This window comes from Streptomyces sp. NPDC048192, assembly GCF_043202415.1.
Lineage (GTDB): Bacteria > Actinomycetota > Actinomycetes > Streptomycetales > Streptomycetaceae > Streptomyces.
This window is the reverse complement of sequence record NZ_JBIDAL010000011.1, coordinates 1-18028: the sequence shown is the minus strand read 5'-3', so window position 1 is coordinate 18028 and position 18028 is coordinate 1. Positions and strand designations below refer to the sequence as shown.

13 protein-coding genes are annotated in these 18028 nt (G+C 71.1%); 3 read left to right on the top strand and 10 right to left on the bottom strand.

Translation table 11 applies throughout. The features are described from left to right. The first annotated feature begins 59 nt into the window (after positions 1-59). A complete protein-coding gene (locus tag ACGFZN_RS24120; protein WP_393860542.1) occupies positions 60-2237 on the top strand; it encodes a SpoIIE family protein phosphatase in 2178 nt (725 codons plus the stop codon). Between the two features lie 33 nt (positions 2238-2270). On the opposite strand, the gene ACGFZN_RS24115 is transcribed toward ACGFZN_RS24120, so the two are convergent. The 5 genes from ACGFZN_RS24115 to kdpF form a co-directional block, all read right to left on the bottom strand. Continuing rightward, complete coding sequence (locus tag ACGFZN_RS24115) at positions 2271-3455, bottom strand: type III polyketide synthase (RefSeq protein WP_393860541.1); 1185 nt, start codon at positions 3453-3455, stop codon at positions 2271-2273. A gap of 399 nt (positions 3456-3854) precedes the next feature. Continuing rightward, a complete protein-coding gene (locus tag ACGFZN_RS24110; RefSeq protein WP_393860540.1) occupies positions 3855-4523 on the bottom strand; it encodes a potassium-transporting ATPase subunit C in 669 nt (222 codons plus the stop codon). A gap of 5 nt (positions 4524-4528) precedes the next feature. Continuing rightward, the gene (gene kdpB, locus ACGFZN_RS24105) at positions 4529-6655 is read right to left on the bottom strand and encodes a potassium-transporting ATPase subunit KdpB (protein WP_393860539.1); all 2127 of its coding nucleotides are present in this window, start codon (positions 6653-6655) and stop codon (positions 4529-4531) included. Then, positions 6652-8316 (bottom strand): potassium-transporting ATPase subunit KdpA, encoded by a 1665-nt coding sequence (kdpA, locus tag ACGFZN_RS24100; protein WP_393860538.1) that lies wholly within the window; start codon positions 8314-8316, stop codon positions 6652-6654. The genes kdpB and kdpA overlap by 4 nt, the downstream gene beginning before the upstream one ends. A gap of 8 nt (positions 8317-8324) precedes the next feature. Beyond that, positions 8325-8414, bottom strand: a complete 90-nt coding sequence (kdpF, locus tag ACGFZN_RS24095; protein WP_393860537.1) for a K(+)-transporting ATPase subunit F — start codon at positions 8412-8414, stop codon at positions 8325-8327. 371 nt (positions 8415-8785) lie between these two features. On the opposite strand from kdpF, the gene ACGFZN_RS24090 reads away from it, so the two are divergent. After that, positions 8786-10363, top strand: a complete 1578-nt coding sequence (locus ACGFZN_RS24090) for a Na+/H+ antiporter (protein ID WP_393860536.1) — start codon at positions 8786-8788, stop codon at positions 10361-10363. Between the two features lie 92 nt (positions 10364-10455). Here ACGFZN_RS24090 and ACGFZN_RS24085 read toward each other — a convergent pair whose 3' ends face one another. Beyond that, positions 10456-10656: a cold-shock protein gene (locus ACGFZN_RS24085; protein ID WP_330336064.1), complete on the bottom strand. Its 201-nt coding sequence runs from the start codon at positions 10654-10656 to the stop codon at positions 10456-10458. Positions 10657-11200: 544 nt separating this feature from the next. Here ACGFZN_RS24085 and ACGFZN_RS24080 point away from each other — a divergent pair. Continuing rightward, entirely contained in the window at positions 11201-11533 is a 333-nt protein-coding gene (locus ACGFZN_RS24080; protein WP_393860535.1) for a hypothetical protein, read from the top strand. Between the two features lie 202 nt (positions 11534-11735). Here the strand turns inward: ACGFZN_RS24080 and ACGFZN_RS24075 are convergent, their stop codons facing one another. The 4 genes from ACGFZN_RS24075 to ACGFZN_RS24060 all read right to left on the bottom strand — a co-directional run bounded on the left by ACGFZN_RS24075 (position 11736) and on the right by ACGFZN_RS24060 (position 17364). Beyond that, positions 11736-12827, bottom strand: coding sequence for a PP2C family protein-serine/threonine phosphatase (locus tag ACGFZN_RS24075; RefSeq protein ID WP_393860783.1), 1092 nt, complete (start codon positions 12825-12827; stop codon positions 11736-11738). A gap of 87 nt (positions 12828-12914) precedes the next feature. Beyond that, positions 12915-13535, bottom strand: a complete 621-nt coding sequence (locus ACGFZN_RS24070; RefSeq protein WP_393860534.1) for a DUF6230 family protein — start codon at positions 13533-13535, stop codon at positions 12915-12917. A 149-nt stretch (positions 13536-13684) separates the two neighbouring features. Then, entirely contained in the window at positions 13685-13909 is a 225-nt protein-coding gene (locus ACGFZN_RS24065; protein WP_393860533.1) for a hypothetical protein, read from the bottom strand. 125 nt (positions 13910-14034) lie between these two features. Further along, positions 14035-17364, bottom strand: coding sequence for a lectin (locus tag ACGFZN_RS24060; protein ID WP_393860532.1), 3330 nt, complete (start codon positions 17362-17364; stop codon positions 14035-14037). Positions 17365-18028 lie beyond the last annotated feature (664 nt).

The window sequence follows — 18028 nt, the reverse complement described above, 5'->3', positions numbered from 1 at the left end:
CACGGACTCGGGAACGCTTTCCGGCACGCGCCGGGAGTCAGTGAGCTGGGTGGAGCTGCATGGACCCCACACCCTCCGCTTCCTCTGGTTCGCCGTTCGACATGGTCAGCGGCGCCCTGGCGAACTACATCCCCAGGGGCGGAAAGAGGGCGGGCACCGGCGCTGCCGCTCCCCCGGACGACCATCGTGACGTCCGGCCCGCACGCGCCGAGCCGGACAACGGGGGGCAGGAACAGATCCTCGGGGCGGTCACTCTCGACCGGGACCTGCGGATCACCGGCTGCAATCTGGACGCCGCCCCTTTCGAGGGCGTGAAGGCCGCGCCGGGAACCGCTTTCGCCGATCTGCTGCCGCCCGGCGACGTACCGACGGTCACGCAGCGGTTGCGGCGGGTCCTCGAGACGCGGGAGGCGCACGTCGCCCGCGTCCAGCGCCTGCGGCGGGACGACGGGAGGGAGCTGGTGGTCTCGATGAGCATCCTGCCGGCCGCGCCACCGCAGGAGGGCCTGACGGTCTCGCTGATCGCCATGGCCAAGCGGCTGCACCTGTACGCCTCGGCGACCGCGATCGGTACGTCCCTGGACATCGGCGAGACCGCGCAGTCCCTGGCCCAGTCCCTGCTGGCGTGGGGGGACGTGGCCGCCGTCGACCTCGACTACGCGGTGTGGACGGGAGAGGCCGTCACCGAGCAGGCGCAGGACCGCATCCGGTTGCGGCGCGCGGCCCTGGTGCCGGACCGCGCCTGGCCCGAGGGATATCTGACGCCCGGGGACAACCTGCCCCGCGAGGCGAGCCGTCTGCTGGCCGGTGCGGTCATGCGCGACGACGTACCGCAGCCCATCGTCATCCCCGACCGGGAGGCGATCGAGCGGACGCTGAAGGATCCGAAGCTGGTGCGTGCCCTGGTGCCCGGCGACCGGCCGATGAGCGTCGCGTGCATACCGCTGGTCGTGGAAGGACCGGAGGGCTCGTCGGGGCCCATCGTGCTGGGCGTGACGGAGGTGTGGCGGCGGCCGGAGCGCCTCTTCCGCGACAGTGAGCTGCTCGATCTGCAGGAACTCGTGGCGAAGACCGCCCGTCACGTGGACCTGGCCCGCCAGCATCAGCGTGAGCACGCCCAGGTCCTGGCGCTGCAGCGCCGGCTGCTGCCGCGGGCCGGCAGCGACACAATCGAGGTCGCCAGCGTCTACGAACCCACCACGCCCGACAGTGCCGGCGTGGGCGGTGACTGGGTGAACAGCTTTCCGCTGCCTGGCGACCGCACCGCGCTGGTGGTCGGCGACGTCGTCGGGCACGGTCTCGGGGCGGCGGCGGCCATGGGCCAGCTCAGCATGGAGGCCCGCGCGCTGCTGTCGGCGGGGCTGGGCCCCGGGGAGGTGCTGGAGCGCCTGGACGAGACGGTCACGCTCCTCGACGACACGGAGTCGGGCCTGGCGGCCGGCTACAGCGCGCTCGGCTCGACGTGCTGCATCGCGGTCTACGATCCGGTCGACCACCGGATCGTGATGTCCAACGCCGGGCACCTGCCCCCGGTCCTCGTGCATCCCGACGGCTCCGCCAAGACGGTCGCGGCGCAGCCCCATCCGGGGCTGGGGGCCGAGTTCGCCGTGCGGGAGCCGTTCGACGTGCAGGAGTTCGCCGTTCCGCCCGGCTCTCTTCTCGCCCTCTACACCGACGGCTTGGTGGAGGATCCCACCGCCTCGATCGACGAGGGCATCGGCCGGCTGACGGACGTGGTGCGCGAGGTGCATCCCTGGGACGATCTGCAGTCGGCCGCGCGTCGCGTGGTCGCCGCGCTGGCACCGCAGGGGCGCCTCCGGGACGATGTGACGCTGCTGCTCGCCCGTATGTCCGGCCGCCGCAGCCGGGACGCCGCGACCTGGCGCCTGCCGGCCCGCGGCGACACCGCCGCCCGCAGCCGCAAGCTGGCCTCCCCGCTGCTGCGGCGGTGGGACATCAGCGACCCGGTGCGGGACAGTGCGCTGCTGGTGATCAGCGAACTGGTCACCAATGCCGTCCGGTTCGGCACCGGCCCCGTCTCGCTGCGGCTGGTGCGGGCCGGGGGGCGTCTGTCGTGCGAGGTCGGCGACAACGGCAACGGCCTGCCGCGCCTGCGCCGTGGTGAGCTGCTCGACGACAGCGGGCGCGGCCTGCACGTCGTCCACAAGCTCACCACGCGCTGGGGCGTGCGGTGGACCGAGACCGGCAAGGCCGTCTGGGCGGAACTGGGCGCCTGACGCCCCGGCCGGTATGACAGCGGAGGGCCCCGGTTAGAGCCACTCCCCTTCCAGGGCGGTGGCCGTCAGTCCGGGCGCGGCCGCGTACAGGACCGTACGGCTGCCCGTCTTCTGGCCGGCGTCGCACGCGCGCCGCAGGATGTCGAGCACGGCGGCGCCGCCGCGGTTGCCGGTGGTGTAGCTGTCCCGGCTGTAGGCCAGCAGTCCCTCCGGCCACGTGTCCGGCATCGTCTGCTCCATGTACTCCAGCACCCGGGTGCCGCCGGGGTGCGCGAGCAGCAGATCGGGATGCCATGCCTCGGCGTCGTCCTGGTGGCGTTCGCGCAGCCACTTCCACATCGCGGCGACCGTCTCCTGCACGGCACGCGGCCCGCGGCGGTCCATCACGAAGTGCGTGCCGTCGGCCCGGGTGTCCAGCCGGTGCAGGTCCGAGGTGCCGGGCAGGGTGTGGTGCCAGGCCGCGTCGAGCCGCAGGACCGACTCCGTCCTGGGGCGGCCGGTGACCACCGCGGCCACGGCGGTGTCCGCGAACAGCAGCCGGACGATCAGGGACTCCAGCGTGTCGTCGGCGGGCTGGTAGGTGGTGCTCAGCGCCTCCGATATCACGACCAGCACCACCCGGTCGGGGTCCGCGGCGACCAGTTCCGCCGCCAGCGCCAGCGACCGGGTGCCGGCGATGCAGGCCCACTGGGTGGCCGGCAGCAGCAGCACGTCGTCGCGCAGCGGGAGCCGGTTGAGCAGGGACAGGTCAAGGCCGGGCAGGGCCGGGGTGGTGGAGTGGCTGGTGATCAGGCAGTCGACGTCGCCGGCGTCCAGTCCGGCGGTCTCCAGTGCCTGCCGGGCGGCGCGCTCACCGTACGACTGCACGGCCGCCCAGGCCGGCGCGGTGCGCTCCTCGATGGTCTGCGGCGCCGGTATCGCTTCCAGTGCGGCGATCACGCGGTTCACCTCCTGGTCGGTGAACCCGTCGCGGGCCAGTGCCTCACGGGCCGGGCCGACGCCCGGAGTTCGCAGTCCGCTCCCGCCGCCGGGTGCGGTGGCGGCCTCCAGCGGCAGCATCCACCCGCGGGAGACGATGCCCGTGCTCGCGGCGATGCTGTCGATGCGCGGGAGCCACGGAGCCTGCGGATGCCGGCTCCGCACCTCTGCCAGTATCTGGCCGGTTTCCACTGCGTGTTCGCCGTGTATCACGGCCGGAGGACACAAGTAGGCGCCCACGATATGCACCTTTCTCCCGAAATCTCATGGTTGGCAGAAAGCGCCCGAATTTCCACCTTCTTTGGCGGAGTAGGGTCAAGACGCGGTCATCGCACTCTACTTCGCATTAGACACTCATTGGACTGTGTGACGAGTGAACGACGTCACGACCGTTCTGTCCTATATGGGCGCGTGACCGAAGAGATGACATACCATCAGCAAACGGACCGTCAGCCACTCCGCCGACCTCGGGGTTCACCACAGCGCTCGGTCCGCAGCCGGCGCCGGGCGCGGTGTGGGCCCGCAGACCCGCCGCGGGCATGACATGGCTGTGGTCCGGCGTGAGTCATCACACGCTGAGTGATGTGCGCCGGACCACTGCGCCTCGAAGCCCTTCGGTGTACCGGGCCGGCAGAGCCGTCAGTGCTTCGCGGTGAGGTCCTCCAGCGCGATGTTCAGCTCCAGGACGTTCACCCGGGGCTCGCCGATGAAGCCGAGGGTGCGGCCGGCCGTGTGGTCCCGGACCAGCTTCTCGACCGTCGCGACCGGCAGGTGGTTGCGGGCGGCGACGCGGTGCACCTGGAGCCGTGCGTAGGCCGGGGAGATGTCCGGGTCGAGGCCGGAGCCGGAGGAGGTCACCGCGTCCGCGGGGACGTCGGCGGGTTCGACGCGGTGGCCGGGCACCGAGTTGTCCCTGACGACGGCGGCCCTGGCGTCCCGCACCTGCTCGAGCAGGACCTCGCTGTCCGCGGACAGGTTGGTGGCGCCGGACAGGACCAGCTTGTACCGCGTGTTCACGCTGTTCGTGCCGAGGCCGTTCACGGGGCGGCCCTGGAACCACTTCAGGTCCGCCTCCGGGGTCTGCTGCCCCTTCTTCAGCGGCAGGTGGTACGACTGGCCGATCAGGGACGAGCCGACGACCTTGCCGTCCGCGGTGATCTCCGAGCCGTTCGCCTTGTCGGGGAACGCCGCCTGGGCGATGCCGGTGACCACGAGCGGATAGACGACGCCGGTCACCAGGGTGAGGACGAGCAGGGCCCGCAGACCCGCGCCCAGCAACCGGGCCGTGTTCATGAAGGAGTTGTTCATGGCGGTCAGCCGACTCCGGGGATGAGGGAGATGAGCAGGTCGATGAGCTTGATGCCGGCGAAGGGCGCGATCAGGCCGCCGAGGCCGTAGAGGCCGAGGTTGCGCCGCAGCATCCGGTCCGCGCTCATCGGCCGGTAGCGCACGCCCTTCAGGGACAGCGGCACCAGCGCGATGATGATCAGCGCGTTGAAGACGACGGCGGACAGGATCGCGGAGTCCGGCGAGGACAGGTGCATGATGTTCAGCTTGTCCAGGCCGGGGTAGACCGCCGCGAACAGCGCTGGGATGATCGCGAAGTACTTCGCGACGTCGTTGGCGATGGAGAACGTCGTGAGCGCGCCCCGGGTGATCAGGAGCTGCTTGCCTATCTCGACGATCTCGATCAGCTTGGTGGGGTCGGAGTCGAGGTCGACCATGTTGCCGGCCTCCTTGGCCGCCGACGTGCCGGTGTTCATCGCCACGCCGACGTCCGCCTGTGCGAGCGCGGGGGCGTCGTTGGTGCCGTCACCGGTCATGGCGACCAGCTTGCCGCCGGCCTGCTCCCGCTTGATGAGGGCCATCTTGTCCTCGGGGGTGGCCTCGGCGAGGAAGTCGTCGACGCCCGCCTCCTCGGCGATCGCCTTGGCGGTCAGCGGGTTGTCGCCCGTGATCATGACCGTCTTGATGCCCATACGGCGCAGTTCCTCGAACCGCTCCCGCATGCCTTCCTTGACGACGTCCTTGAGATGGATGACGCCCAGCACCCGGGCGCCCCGGTCGTCCTGGACGGCGACCAGCAGCGGAGTGCCGCCGGCCTCGGATATGCGGTCCGCGAGCTCTCGGGCGTCCGCGGCGACGTCGCCGCCCTGTTCGGTCACCCAGGTGAGGACCGAGGCCGTGGCGCCCTTGCGCACCCTGCGACCGTCGACGTCGACGCCCGACATCCTGGTCTGGGCGGTGAAGGCGATCCACTCGGCGTGCGCCAGTTCGCCCCGGCGGCGTTCGCGCAGCCCGTACCTCTCCTTGGCGAGCACGACGACGGAGCGGCCCTCGGGCGTCTCGTCCGCCAGCGAGGACAGCTGGGCGGCGTCGGCGAGTTCCGCCCGCGTCGTGCCGCGCACCGGAACGAACTCGGCCGCCCGGCGGTTGCCGAGGGTGATGGTGCCCGTCTTGTCCAGCAGCAGGGTCGACACGTCACCGGCGGCCTCGACCGCGCGCCCGGACATCGCCAGCACGTTGCGCTGCACCAGCCGGTCCATGCCCGCGATGCCGATCGCGGAGAGCAGGGCGCCGATCGTGGTCGGGATCAGGCACACCAGCAGGGCCACCAGCACGACCATGGTCAGGTGCGTGCCCGCGTAGTCCGCGAACGGCGGCAGCGTGGCGCAGGCCAGCAGGAAGACGATCGTCAGCGACGCGAGCAGGATGTTCAGGGCGATCTCGTTGGGCGTCTTCTGCCGGGCCGCGCCCTCGACCAGGTGGATCATGCGGTCGATGAAGGTCTCGCCGGGCTTCGTCGTGATCTTGATGACGATCCGGTCGGACAGGACCTTCGTACCGCCCGTGACGGCGCTGCGGTCGCCGCCGGACTCCCGGATGACCGGGGCGGACTCGCCGGTGATCGCCGACTCGTCCACCGAGGCGACACCCTCGACGACGTCGCCGTCACCGGGGATGACGTCACCGGCCTCGCAGACCACCAGGTCGCCGATCCTCAACCCGGTGCCGGGGACCCGCTCCTCGGACGCCCCCACGATCCGGCGGGCCACGGTGTCCGTCCTGGCCCTGCGCAGGGTGTCGGCCTGCGCCTTGCCGCGGCCCTCGGCCACCGCCTCCGCCAGGTTGGCGAAGAGCACGGTGAGCCACAGCCAGGCGCTGATGGTCCAGCCGAACCAGTCGCCCGGGTCCGCGCAGGAGAACCCGGTGGTCAGGACCGAGCCGATCCACACCACGAACATCACGGGCGACTTGACCATCACCCGCGGATCGAGCTTGCGGAACGCCTCCGGCAGACACTTCACAAGCTGCCCGGGTTCGAAGAGGCCCGCGCCGACACGGCCCGGTGCGGGCGTGTGCCCGGTCGGCGTGTCCTGGTGGGGCGCAAGGGTGGAAGTGGACATCGCGTCCTCGTGCTTCTCGGTCTCGGTGGTCATGACGCCAGCCCCTCGGCGAGCGGGCCCAGCGCCAGCGCAGGGAAGTACGTCAGACCGGTGATGATCAGGATCGCGCCCGTCAGCAGGCCGGTGAACAGCGGCTTCTCGGTGCGCAGGGTGCCCGCCGTCACCGGCACCGGTCGCTGCCCGGCGAGGGATCCCGCGAGCGCGAGGACGAACACCATCGGCAGGAAGCGGCCCAGCAGCATCGCCAGCCCGGTCGTGGTGTTGAACCAGTCGGTGTTCGCGTTCAGGCCGGCGAAGGCCGAACCGTTGTTGTTCGACGCGGAGGTGAAGGCGTACAGCACCTCGGAGAACCCGTGCGCGCCGGAGTTGAGCATCGAGTGCGGCGGAGTCGGCAGCGCCATCGAGGCCGCCGTGAAGACCAGCACCAGCGCCGGGGTGACCAGGATGTAGCAGGCGGCCAGCTTCATCTCGCGGCCGCCGATCTTCTTGCCCAGGTACTCGGGCGTACGGCCCACCATCAGACCGGCGATGAACACCGCGATCACCGCCATGACCAGCATGCCGTACAGGCCGGAGCCGACACCGCCGGGCGCGATCTCGCCGAGCATCATGCCGAGCAGGGCGATGCCGCCGCCGAGCCCGGTGAAGGAGGAGTGGAAGGCGTCGACCGCACCGGTGGAGGTGAGCGTGGTCGACGCCGCGAAGATCGAGGAGGAGCCCACGCCGAAGCGGACCTCCTTGCCCTCCATCGCGCCGCCCGCCGCCTGCAGCGCCGGGCCGTGGTGGGCGAACTCGGTCCACATCATCAGCGCGACGAAGCCGGCCCAGATGACGGCCATGGTCGCGAGGATCGCGTAGCCCTGCCTCACCGAGCCGACCATCAGGCCGAAGGTGCGGGTCAGCGAGAACGGGATGACGAGGATCAGGAAGATCTCGAAGAGGTTGGTCAAGGGGGTCGGGTTCTCGAAGGGATGGGCGGAGTTGGCGTTGAAGTAGCCGCCGCCGTTGGTGCCCAGCTCCTTGATGGCCTCCTGGGAGGCGACCGCGCCGCCGTTCCACTGCCGCGAACCGCCCATGAACTGGCCGACCTCGTGGATGCCGGAGAAGTTCTGGATCGCACCGCACGCCACCAGGACGACGGCGGCGCCCGCGGCGGCCGGCAGCAGGATGCGCACCGTGCCCCGCACCAAGTCGGCCCAGAAGTTGCCCAGTTCACCGGTGCGGGACCTGGCGAAGCCGCGCACCAGGGCCACGGCGACCGCCATGCCCACGGCGGCCGACACGAAGTTCTGCACGGCCAGACCGGCGGTCTGCACGACGTGCCCCATGGTCTGCTCGCCGTAGTACGACTGCCAGTTGGTGTTGGTCACGAACGACACGGCCGTGTTGAACGACTGCGCCGGGCCGACCGAGGAGAAGCCCATCGAGCCGGGCAGGAGGCCCTGGAGCCGCTGGAGCAGGTACAGGAAGAGGACGCCGACGGCGGAGAAGGCGAGCACACCGCGCAGATACGCGGGCCATGCCATCTCGGCGTCGGGGTCGGCGCCGATGGCCTTGTAGAGCCACTGCTCGGCACGCAGGTGCGTCTTCGAGGAGTAGACCCTGGCCATCCAGGCGCCGGCGGGGACGTGGACGAGCGACAGCGCGCCCACCAGGGCGAGCAGTTGGAGCACGCCCGCGAGTACGGGACCCATGTCTGTGCTCAGAACCTCTCCGGGAAGATCAGGGCGAGGACGAGATAGCCCAGCAGGGCGGCGGCCACGACCAGGCCGACGATGTGCTCGGCGGTCACAGCTTCGTCACCCCCCGGGCGGCGAGGGCCACCAGTGCGAAAGCCGCGAGCGCGGTGACGACGAAGGCCAGATCGGCCATCGCGAACTCCTGGAGTGAGGTTCGGCGGAAACGGACGTTCCGAGGAAACCGCTTCCGCGTCGGGATCCGGCCACCGTTGACGACCCCCTTACGGCGGCCCCGGCGCCTTTGACGGGACCCATACGGCTCCCGCTTCGCACCGGCCGGCTGCCGCGCGGCGCCGGTCGGCGACCTTGACGCTTTGTTGACGTGGCCTGACCCGATAGGGTGAAGCCAGGTGTGCCGGGAAGTCTGGTCGGCCGGGAGCCGGGGCGGCTTCCGCAATTCCCTTCCGCATCCCCGGGGGACGGCATGCGCAGCGTCGGTACGGTTCTCTCCCTCGTGGTCCTCGCCACGGTGGTCGCCACCTTCGCGCGCCGCTGGCGGATTCCAGCCCCCTCCCTGCTCGTGGTCGCCGGTCTCGCCGTGGCGCTGCTGCCGGGCACCCCGCAGATCGAGATCAGCCCGGACGTCATCGGGCTCGTGGTGCTGCCGCCGCTGCTGTACGCGAGCGCCGAGGACATGCCGTGGCGGGAGCTGCGCGCGGTGTGGAAACCGGTCGGGATCCTCGCCATCGGCCTGGTGCTGGCGTCCGCGGCGGCCGTCGGCGTGGTGGCGTCCCTGGTGACCCCGCTGTCCTGGCAGATGGCGTTCGTCCTGGGCGCGGTGCTGGCCAGCACCGATCCGGTGGCGGTGACCGCGCTCGGCCGCCGGCTCGCCCTGCCGCCCAGGGTGCAGGTGCTGGTCCAGGCGGAGAGCCTGTTCAACGACGCCACCTCGCTGGTGCTCGTGCGGGTGGCGGCCGGCATCGCGGTCGCCTCGGCGGCCGTGCACTGGGATGCGGCCGGCGGCGAGTTCCTGCTGCTCGCCGGCGGCGGCACGGTGATCGGGTCGGCGGTGGCCGGAGTGATCACCCTGATCCGGCGCCGTACCGAGGACCCGGTGCTGGAGACGGTGATCGCGCTGGTCACCCCGTACGCCGCCTACCTGCTGGCCGAGGCGGCGCACACGTCCGGCGTCACCTCGTGCGTGGTGGCCGGTGTCGTCCTCGGCGGCCGGGGCGACCGGCTCACCAACGCCCGCATCCGGCTCCAGCTGCACGCCGTGTACGGCACGGTGGTGTTCCTGCTGGAGAGCGTGGTCTTCAGCCTGATCGGGCTGGCCCTCCCCGGCGAGGTGCGCGCCCTGCCGCACAGCGACCGGGCCTGGCCGCTGTACGCCCTCGCCGTGGCCGCGACGCTGGTCGCCGTACGCCTGCTGTGGCTGGCGCCGCTGTCGGCGGTCGTCCAGCGCAAGGGCGGGATCGGCAGGCTGAACTGGCGGATACCGATGGTGCTGACCTGGGCGGGGACGCGCGGGGTGATGCCGCTGGCGGCGGCGCTGTCCATCCCGGAGGTGACGAGGCACGGCACACCGCTGGCCGACCGGCCGCTGGTGCTGGTCCTGACCACGTCGGTCGTGGTCGTCACCCTGGTCGGCCAGGGCTTCACCCTCGCACCGGTCGTGCGCGCCTCCGGCATCGCCCTGGAGCCCGCGCACACCGCGCGGGAGGAGGCCGAGGCCCGCGCCCACCTGGCACACGCGGGCCTGGCCCGCCTGGAGGAACTCGCGGAGCTCGAGGTGGTGCCCGAGGTGGTCCTCGACCGGCTACGGCGCGGCCTGACCGCCCGCCTCGACGACGCCCGCGACCGCCTCGCCGAGAACGACGGCGCCGAGGGCGCGGCCGTGGAGTCCGCCGACCTCGTCTACCGCCAGTTGCGCCGCGACCTGATCACCGTGGAGGCCGGCGAACTCCAGCGCCTCTACGACGCCCACGCCATCAGCGACACCACGCGGCGCCGGCTCCAGCGCGCGCTGGACCTGGAGGAGGCCCGGCTGACGGACGTGTGACGGCGCGGCCGAGCGGCCCGGGACATGCCGAGGGCCGGCGCCTTGCGGCACCGGCCCCGGTCGTCGGGTGGGCAGGTCGGACCCGCCGTACCTCAGAGCGCGCGAACGTGCGCGGCCTGCGGGCCCTTGGGGCCCTGGACGACGTCGAACTCCACGGGCTGGTTCTCCTCGAGGCTACGGAAGCCGCGGCCCTCGATCTCGGAGTAGTGGACGAAGAGGTCCGGACCGTCGGCCTGGGCGATGAAGCCGAAGCCCTTCTCGGCGTTGAACCACTTGACGGTTCCCTGAGTCATTTCTTGCTCCTTGCAGGGGCGGGGTACGGGACCCGCACCGTGCGGAGTCCCGGGCCGGCCTGGACGCGACTTCTCCAGTTCCCTGAAGGAAGGCGGCGCCCGCGACATCGTTCTTCGCGAGCGTGCGGTGAAACACAGACACAAAAACTACGACCACGCGCTACAACGGGCCCCCCGCCGGATTCATTCCCGGTCGCGCGTCCCCCGGGCGGAGGCCCGCCCGTCGTTACGGAAGCGGCTGGGCCGTTCGGGGGAGGCGGGGCGCGCGGGACGGCGAGGGGTGTCCGGGGGCGTCCGTCGTGTTTTCGCTGCTCACAGGGCATTCCGGAGCCGGGACGGACTGATGGCCGAGCCCCGCCCCGGATGAATGGCCCATACAAGGGAGAGTTACGGATATATGCGTGCTTTGTAACGCGAATCCTGTCGCCGCTCCGGCGCCGCCGCACCCGGCCACAGTGTGGGGCCTCGGCACCGAGCCGGGAATGTCGGATCGCACACCGGCCCTGACCGGGGTCGCTGTGCACGAACGTGAGGTGACAGATTCATGTCTGTGTCTCGTACGGCGGTCCGTCTGATCGCCACCTGTGTGGCTTCGGGCGCTCTCGTCGCCGCGGCCGCCATGCCGGCCCTGGCCGCCGGAGGCGACCACGACCGCGACCACGGGAGGAGCTACTCGCACAGCCGCTGGAGCGGCCATGACCACGACGGCCGCTTCGGCGACCGGGACCGGGACCGGCATCACGGCTGGAGCCGGCACCACGACCGGGGCCGGCACTGGCACCACGGCTGGTACGGCGAGCACCGGGGCTGGTACGGCGAGCACCGGGGCTGGCACGGCGAGCACCGGGGCTACGACCGTCACCCCGGCCGCCGCTAGCCGGACCACCTCGGGCCGTGCGGCGGCGCGGAGGCCGGCGACGGCCTGAGCCGCCCACGTCGTGACCGGCACGACCGGACACACCCCGCCGGAGGGCCGGAGCGCGTTCCTCGAACGCGCTCCGGCCCTCCCCTCTTGCAGAGGGGCGTGGCGCCTTCACGGTGAGGGGCCGGCACCCGCACAGGCGACGGCGGCGGACGGCTCAGGCGGTCTCCCCGCGCGGGCTGTCGCGGATGCGCACGGCGAGGGCCGCGACATCATCGTTCAGTCCGCCGCCGTGCCGCAGGAGAGCCTGGTGGAGCCGGTCGAGCAGTGCCCTGGGGCCGTCCGGGGCCTGGCGACGCATCCAGTCCTGCAGGGCGAAGAACTCCCCTTCGCAGTTGCGGCTCTCGATGACGCCGTCGGTGTAGAAGAGCAGCTGGTCACCGGGGGCGCAGACGATCGTGTCGGTGGTGTACTCGGTGCCGATGAGCGTCGCGAGGTTGAGCATCGGCGAGGCCGTGCTCGGCGCCAGGACGCGCAGCTCGCCGCCGCGCACCAGCAGGGGCGGTGGATGGCCGCAGTTCAGCAGCCTGAGGCAGTCGCCCTGGTGCGGGAACTCGGCGAGCACCACGGTGGTGAACTGCTCCAGCAGGTCCTCCCCCGGCTGTGTGCAGCTGTGCCGGGTGCTGCTGGTGTCGAGGCGGCGGACGATGTCCTCCAGGGTCGGCTCGTCGTAGGCGGCCTCCCGGAAGCAGTTGACCACCGCCGCGGCCGCTCCCACGGCGGGCAGGCCCTTGCCGCGCACGTCGCCGATGATCAGTCGCACGCCGTACGGGGTGGCGACGACCTCGTAGAAGTCCCCGCCGATGCGGGCCTGCGCCGCGGCCGCCACGTACATCGACTCGATCTCGAGGCGGCCGACCCGGCGTGGCAGCGGACGCAGGAGCACTTTCTGCGCCGCGTCGGCGACCAGCCGTAGCTGGAGAAAGGCCTGTTCCCGCAGGATACGGACACGGCAGGCGTAGGCGGCGGCCACCGTGACGGCGGCGATGGCGCCCACGGTGAACCAGGTGCCCAGGTCGGGGTAGACAAGGCTCAGCCCGATCATGATCGCGATGCAGACCGCTCCCAGCAGAACGGTGGGCAGCACGGGCCAGACGGACGCGGCGAGGGCCGGCACGGCGGTCAGCAGCCGGCTGAAGGCGACCTTTCTCGGAGTGGAGAACGCCAGGCACGTGATGACCACAGTCAGGATCAGCGGTGCGAGCAGGGCGGGACTCCACCGCTTACGAAGCGGACGTCGAGGCCGCATCCACCCGATCCAGGGCATAAAAGGGAGCATAACGGCATATGCCACTCATACGACTTAAGGCGCGTCGCGTGTGGGTGGCATCAGCGGTCAGGGGCAGGCGTGGTTGCCGTGCTCGAGCCGTACGCGCAGACCGGGGATGCTGAAGGTGCCGGCGGAGAGCGCCACGGCGTTCGACCGCACGTCCGTCAGGGTGGTCGACACGGCCTGCTGGGCGACGCCGTCGGGATCGAAGAACCGCGAGCCGCGGTCTTCGGGCCTGACAGGGCCTTTCGTGATGGCACCCTGGGCGACGCCGATGTCCAGGCCGGTGAAGTTCGCGTCCGTGGCCGCCTGGGAGGTGGCGTCGATGAACAGGTCCGACGCCTCGGCCGGCCGCCCGCTGCCGGTGAGCCGCAGGGTCTGCGTGCCCAGCAGCGGGATGTCGACGACGTAGGACTGGCACAGCCCGCGGATCGTGGCACGCCGGAAGCCGCTGACCATGACAGGCACGAGCTCGCGCTTCCGGGTGACGTCGACCATTCCGTAGAGGCTGAACCCGCGGGCGGTCAGCGAGTCGGCGGTGACCTGGAACGACCGGCCGGAGATGAGGAAGGAGGCGGCGAGCGCTCCTTGCCCCATGGCGATGCAGATCGCCGCGCACGCCGCGACGCTCGGCAGCAGGACCACCGCGAAACGCCTCCAGCGGGTTCTCCCGGCGCAGTGCGACATCCCGTCTCCTCTTGTTGCGCGGTCACCCCACCCATGCCGCACATGGGCATGAAGATCACATTTGTCCGGTAATGGATCCTAGGGTTCCGGCTGCCGCAACGGGATGCACCCCACGCCCGCTGTACGAGTGACGGCGGGTCCGGCCGGCGCTACACCTCGCCGGTGGCGAACAGCTCCAGGTGCCCGCACTTGGGGCACCGGAACGCCTCTATCTGGCGGCGGGGCCGGCCCATCCGCTTGGCACCCCCGAAGATGCCCCGCTCCAGCGCACCCTCGATCCAGCGCGCGTAGCCGCGCGAGTGCTCGCCGGCGTCCTCGATGAAACCTTCCATCAGCCCGACGGTGCCGCAGTGGGTGCAGGTGTAGTTGGTCATCAGGCGAGTGTAGGAGACGGTGTGCATGTCCATGACGCCGATCAGCGGCCCCGCACACGCACGACGGGCCAGCTCCAGGGCTCGCGCCCCGGGAACCGGCCCGCCGTCTCGGCGTCCGACGGGTCCTACTGGCCGAAGCCGTAGGCGAACAGGTGGTCGGTGCCCGTCGAGCCCGTCACGGGGAGGGTGATCGACGCGACCTGCTTGGCGGCGTCGAGCGGGACCTTGGTGGCGAAGACATAGGTCTTCACGCCGTCCCGGCCTCCGCTGCCGGTGTTGCGGTAGGCCGTCGTGACGGCCGTGGTGTCACCGGGGAGCGGCTTGCTCGAACCGGCGTTGAGCGTCCAGTCGGAGAAGCCGACCGTCGCCTTCGAGGTGCTGCCGTCGGTGTAGGTGACGGTCAGCGTCCCCGAGACCCCGCTGCCGTCGGTCGGTGCGTTGGTCGCCGTGCCCAGCAGGCCCAGCGACGCGCCCGACGTGCCGGCCGGCATCGGGATGGTCTGGCCGGCCATCTCCAGGTTGTCCAGCCGGCCGGAGGCCACCGTCGGCCAGGTGTACGCGATGCCGTCGACCGTGACGGCGGAGCCGCTCGTGACGCCGGCCGCCGACAGCGCGTTCTGCGAGAACGCCCAGCCGCCGCCGTCGAAGCCGCCCGAGAACTTCGCGCCGTCGGGGTAGATGCCTTCGTTGGTGTCGTACGGCCACAGCTCGCCGGCCTTCGCCACGGCCACGCGGAGCGCCGCCCCGTTCAGGGCCGTCCCGGTGCCGTGGTCGGTCAGCGCGAAGGTGACCGGGAACGTCCCTTCGTCGCCGCCCGCCGTCACGTGGATCTTCGCCTCGGCACTGCCCGAGGCGGGCACGTCCACCGAGCCCGAGGAGGTCGCCAACGTGACGCCGGAGGGCGCGGTCGCCTTCCAGTCGACGGTGACGTCCTTGCCGCCGAGGTTGGTGAGGTCGAGCGTGGCGTCACCGGACGCGCCCGGCTGGAGCACCAGTCCGTCGGACGGGCCGGTCGCGGCCAGCACCCGGTCGCCGCCCGTGGTGTCCGACGGCGGCGCCGCCGACGGGCCGGACGCCCAGGACGTGTCGGGCTGGGTGCCGAGGGTGAAGTCGAGCGTGCCCGCGTTCTCGAACTGCTGGTAGGTCAGCCAGGCGTTCTTCCACTCCTTGCCCTTGACGTCGAGGGACTGCACGTACGGTGCGTCGGGCGCCGCCTGCGGCGCCTTGATCTGCACCGTCCTGCCGCCCGCGAGGGCCACCTCGGCGACCGGGAAGACCGGGCTGCCGAGCGCCAGGGTGTCCGTGCCCGGGGTCTCGGGGTACATGCCCAGCTCGGACCAGACGTACCAGGAACTCATCGCGCCGAGGTCGTCGTTGCCGAAGGAGCCGACCGGAGCATTGAAGTACAGCTTCTGCTGGGCCTCGCGGACGGCCGCCTGGGTCTTCCACGGCCGGCCCGTGTAGTCGTACTCCCAGGGGATCTCCACGCTGGGCTCGTTGCTCAGGTTGGCGTCGGTGTTGCCGGGGTCGGTGATGTCGTCGAGCAGGCTGTCCAGATAGGACGAGTACGCCTTGTCACCGCCGCGTGCCTGGATGAGCTGCCGCAGGTTGAACGGGACCATCGGGGTGTACTGGGCGGAGGTGCCCTCCACGAAGCCGTTGGAGGTGCCGGGGGTGAAACCGCCCGCGAACTGGCCGTCCTTGTCCTTCGCCTGCATGTAGCCGGTCTGCGGGTTGAAGACGTTCATCCAGTCCTGGGCTCGGGTGGCGAACTTCGTGTAGACGTCCGTCTTCCCCAGCGACTTGGCGAAGGCGGCGAGGGCGTAGTCGGCGGAGTCGTACTCCAGCTGCGTGGAGACCGGGCCGTAGAAGTTGCAGCAGCCGTAGTCGTTCTCGTCCACCGGGAGGTAGCCCTTGGCATCGCGGACCGACTCGCCGGGGCGGTCGTTGTTCGGCACGGTGGCCTCGTGCTGCAGGGCGGCGAGCGCCTTGGCCGTGTCGAAGCCGCGGGCGCCGAAGGCGTACGCGTCGGCGATGATGCCGGCGGCCGGGTCGCCGACCATGACGTAGCTCTCGCCGTTGTTCGAGGCCCACTTGGGCAACAGGCCCGTCTGGTCGTAGCCGTTGAGCATCGAGGTGACGACGTCACTGGTGACCTTGGGCTCGACCATGGCCATCAGCTGGGTCTGGGAGCGGTAGGTGTCCCAGCCGGAGTAGTTGGCGTACTGGGCCTGCTGGCCCCTGGCCAGCTTGTGGATCTGGTTGTCCATGCCCATGTACTGGCCGTTGACGTCCGAGAAGACGTTGGGGTGCAGCAGCGCGTGGTAGAGGGCGGTGTAGAACTGCACCTGCTGGTCCGTGGTGCCGCCGCCGATCCGGACCTTGTCCAGCACCGCGTTCCAGGCGTCGTGGTTCGCCTGGCGCAGGGCGTCGAAGTTCCAGCTCTTGATCTCGGCGGCCAGGTTGCCCGCCGCGTTGGCGTCGCTGGTGTAGGAGATGCCGACCTTCGCCTTGACCGTCGTGTCCGACGAGGTGTCGAAGGTCAGGTACATGCCGTTCGCGCCCGTCGTCGGGGGCTCGGCCGCCGAGGTGCGGGGGGCCGCACCGGTGCTCGGGGCCGGTGACGGGGTCCCGGAGGACCTGGCTGCGCTCCCGTGCACCGTCGGGGACGGAGCCGCCGGCACGGTGAAGTGCTTTTCCTTCAGCGGTTCGGACGGGCGCGTCTGCGGGGTCTGGCGGACCTTCCCGGCTTTCAGCGTGGTCGCGCCGGGGTTGATGGTGCTGCCGACCCAGGTGCCCTGCGCGGTGAACGGCTGGTCGAACTTGATGTCGAAATGCAGGGTGTAGTGGTTGTTCGCCCCGCAGAAGTGGCCGCTGTCGACCGAGCCGCTGATCTCCTTGTCGTTCACCACCTGGACGCGGGTGCCGTCCACCTGCGTGGCACCGCCGCTCAGCTTGAACAGCAGGTTCGCCTGCTTGCCCGCGGGGAAGGTGAAGGCGCCCAGGCCGGCTCGGGTGGTGTCGGTCAGCTGGGTCGTGACCCCGTTCGCGTCGGTGACCTTGTAGTACCCGATGCCGGTCTGCTCGTCGTCGTGGCGGAAGCCGACGGACGCGCTGCCGAGGTTGCCGGACAGCGTGCCGGTGACCGGCAGGACGGGCAGGTCGCCCGCGACGCCGCAGCCGGGTCCGGAGACATGAGTGAGGCTGAAGCCCGTTATTTTGTCGTCGTTGTACTCGTAGCCGCCGCCGGAGGGACGATCGGGCGTCGTGTCGGGGCCCCACTGCATCATGCCGGCCGGCATGTCGGGGCCGGGGAAGGTGTCCACCTCTCCGGAGGTGCCGATGAGGGGGTTGACGAGGGACGCCGGGTCGTTCACCAGAGCCGGTGCCGCGGCGCCGGCGGCGTAGGCGGTCGCGGGCAGCGGCAGTGCCGCCATGCCCAGGACGCAGATCACGGCCAGGCGTTGGCGGAGTCTTCTTCGGTTGGGTGGCGCAGCTGGACGTCGAGGTCGGACCATCGGTTGCCTCCGCAGCGGTTTGTGCATCGCACCGGTGCTGACGTGCCGGGGAAGCGGGCACGCCAGTGACGGGCAACGGAACCGGGCGCCCGGGAAGCGCCTGACAACGTTGCCATTCACGAGTGTCGAGTGAAACGCGTGGGCTCACGGCCTGTCAACGAGGCCAACAGCGGTTTCTGAGCGCGAAGTTCGCAATGAGGCTCGGGGACCTGCGCCACCACGGCCCGCCGGCCCGGTCGCGCGGCGGGGGCCGGCGCCTGCCAGGGCCCGCCGGGACGACGAGCGGCTTGCGCGCCCCAGAAGCCCGCCGACCACGAAGAGTTGCCGTACTCCCCCCTTCGCCGTCCTGGCGCCCTCCCCGGGACGGACCCCGCCGAAGGCGACCGGCCCGCCCCGGCATCGGCTCGTCCGAGGTGCGCCGGCTGCGCGTCCACGCCGCCCGCGACTTCGCGGCTGAAAACCCCGTCACAGGGCAAGCCGCGCTGCCGCGTCGCCGCACGGGCGCACCTAGTACTCCAGCAGCGGTTCGCTATCTGGCCTGGTCAGAGGCATCGTCGGGAGTCTAGTGGGCTGGTGGCATGTCAGGGGCGGTCTTGGCGGA

Coding starts and splice junctions, on each gene's coding strand:
- ACGFZN_RS24120 (WP_393860542.1), top strand. CDS start 60: ATGGACCCCACACCCTCCGCTTCCTCTGGTTCGCCGTTCGACATGGTC.
- ACGFZN_RS24110 (WP_393860540.1), bottom strand. CDS start 4,523: ATGAACAACTCCTTCATGAACACGGCCCGGTTGCTGGGCGCGGGTCTG.
- kdpB (WP_393860539.1), bottom strand. CDS start 6,655: ATGACCACCGAGACCGAGAAGCACGAGGACGCGATGTCCACTTCCACC.
- kdpA (WP_393860538.1), bottom strand. CDS start 8,316: ATGGGTCCCGTACTCGCGGGCGTGCTCCAACTGCTCGCCCTGGTGGGC.
- ACGFZN_RS24090 (WP_393860536.1), top strand. CDS start 8,786: ATGCGCAGCGTCGGTACGGTTCTCTCCCTCGTGGTCCTCGCCACGGTG.
- ACGFZN_RS24085 (WP_330336064.1), bottom strand. CDS start 10,656: ATGACTCAGGGAACCGTCAAGTGGTTCAACGCCGAGAAGGGCTTCGGC.
- ACGFZN_RS24080 (WP_393860535.1), top strand. CDS start 11,201: ATGTCTGTGTCTCGTACGGCGGTCCGTCTGATCGCCACCTGTGTGGCT.
- ACGFZN_RS24075 (WP_393860783.1), bottom strand. CDS start 12,827: ATGCGGCCTCGACGTCCGCTTCGTAAGCGGTGGAGTCCCGCCCTGCTC.
- ACGFZN_RS24070 (WP_393860534.1), bottom strand. CDS start 13,535: ATGTCGCACTGCGCCGGGAGAACCCGCTGGAGGCGTTTCGCGGTGGTC.
- ACGFZN_RS24065 (WP_393860533.1), bottom strand. CDS start 13,909: ATGACCAACTACACCTGCACCCACTGCGGCACCGTCGGGCTGATGGAA.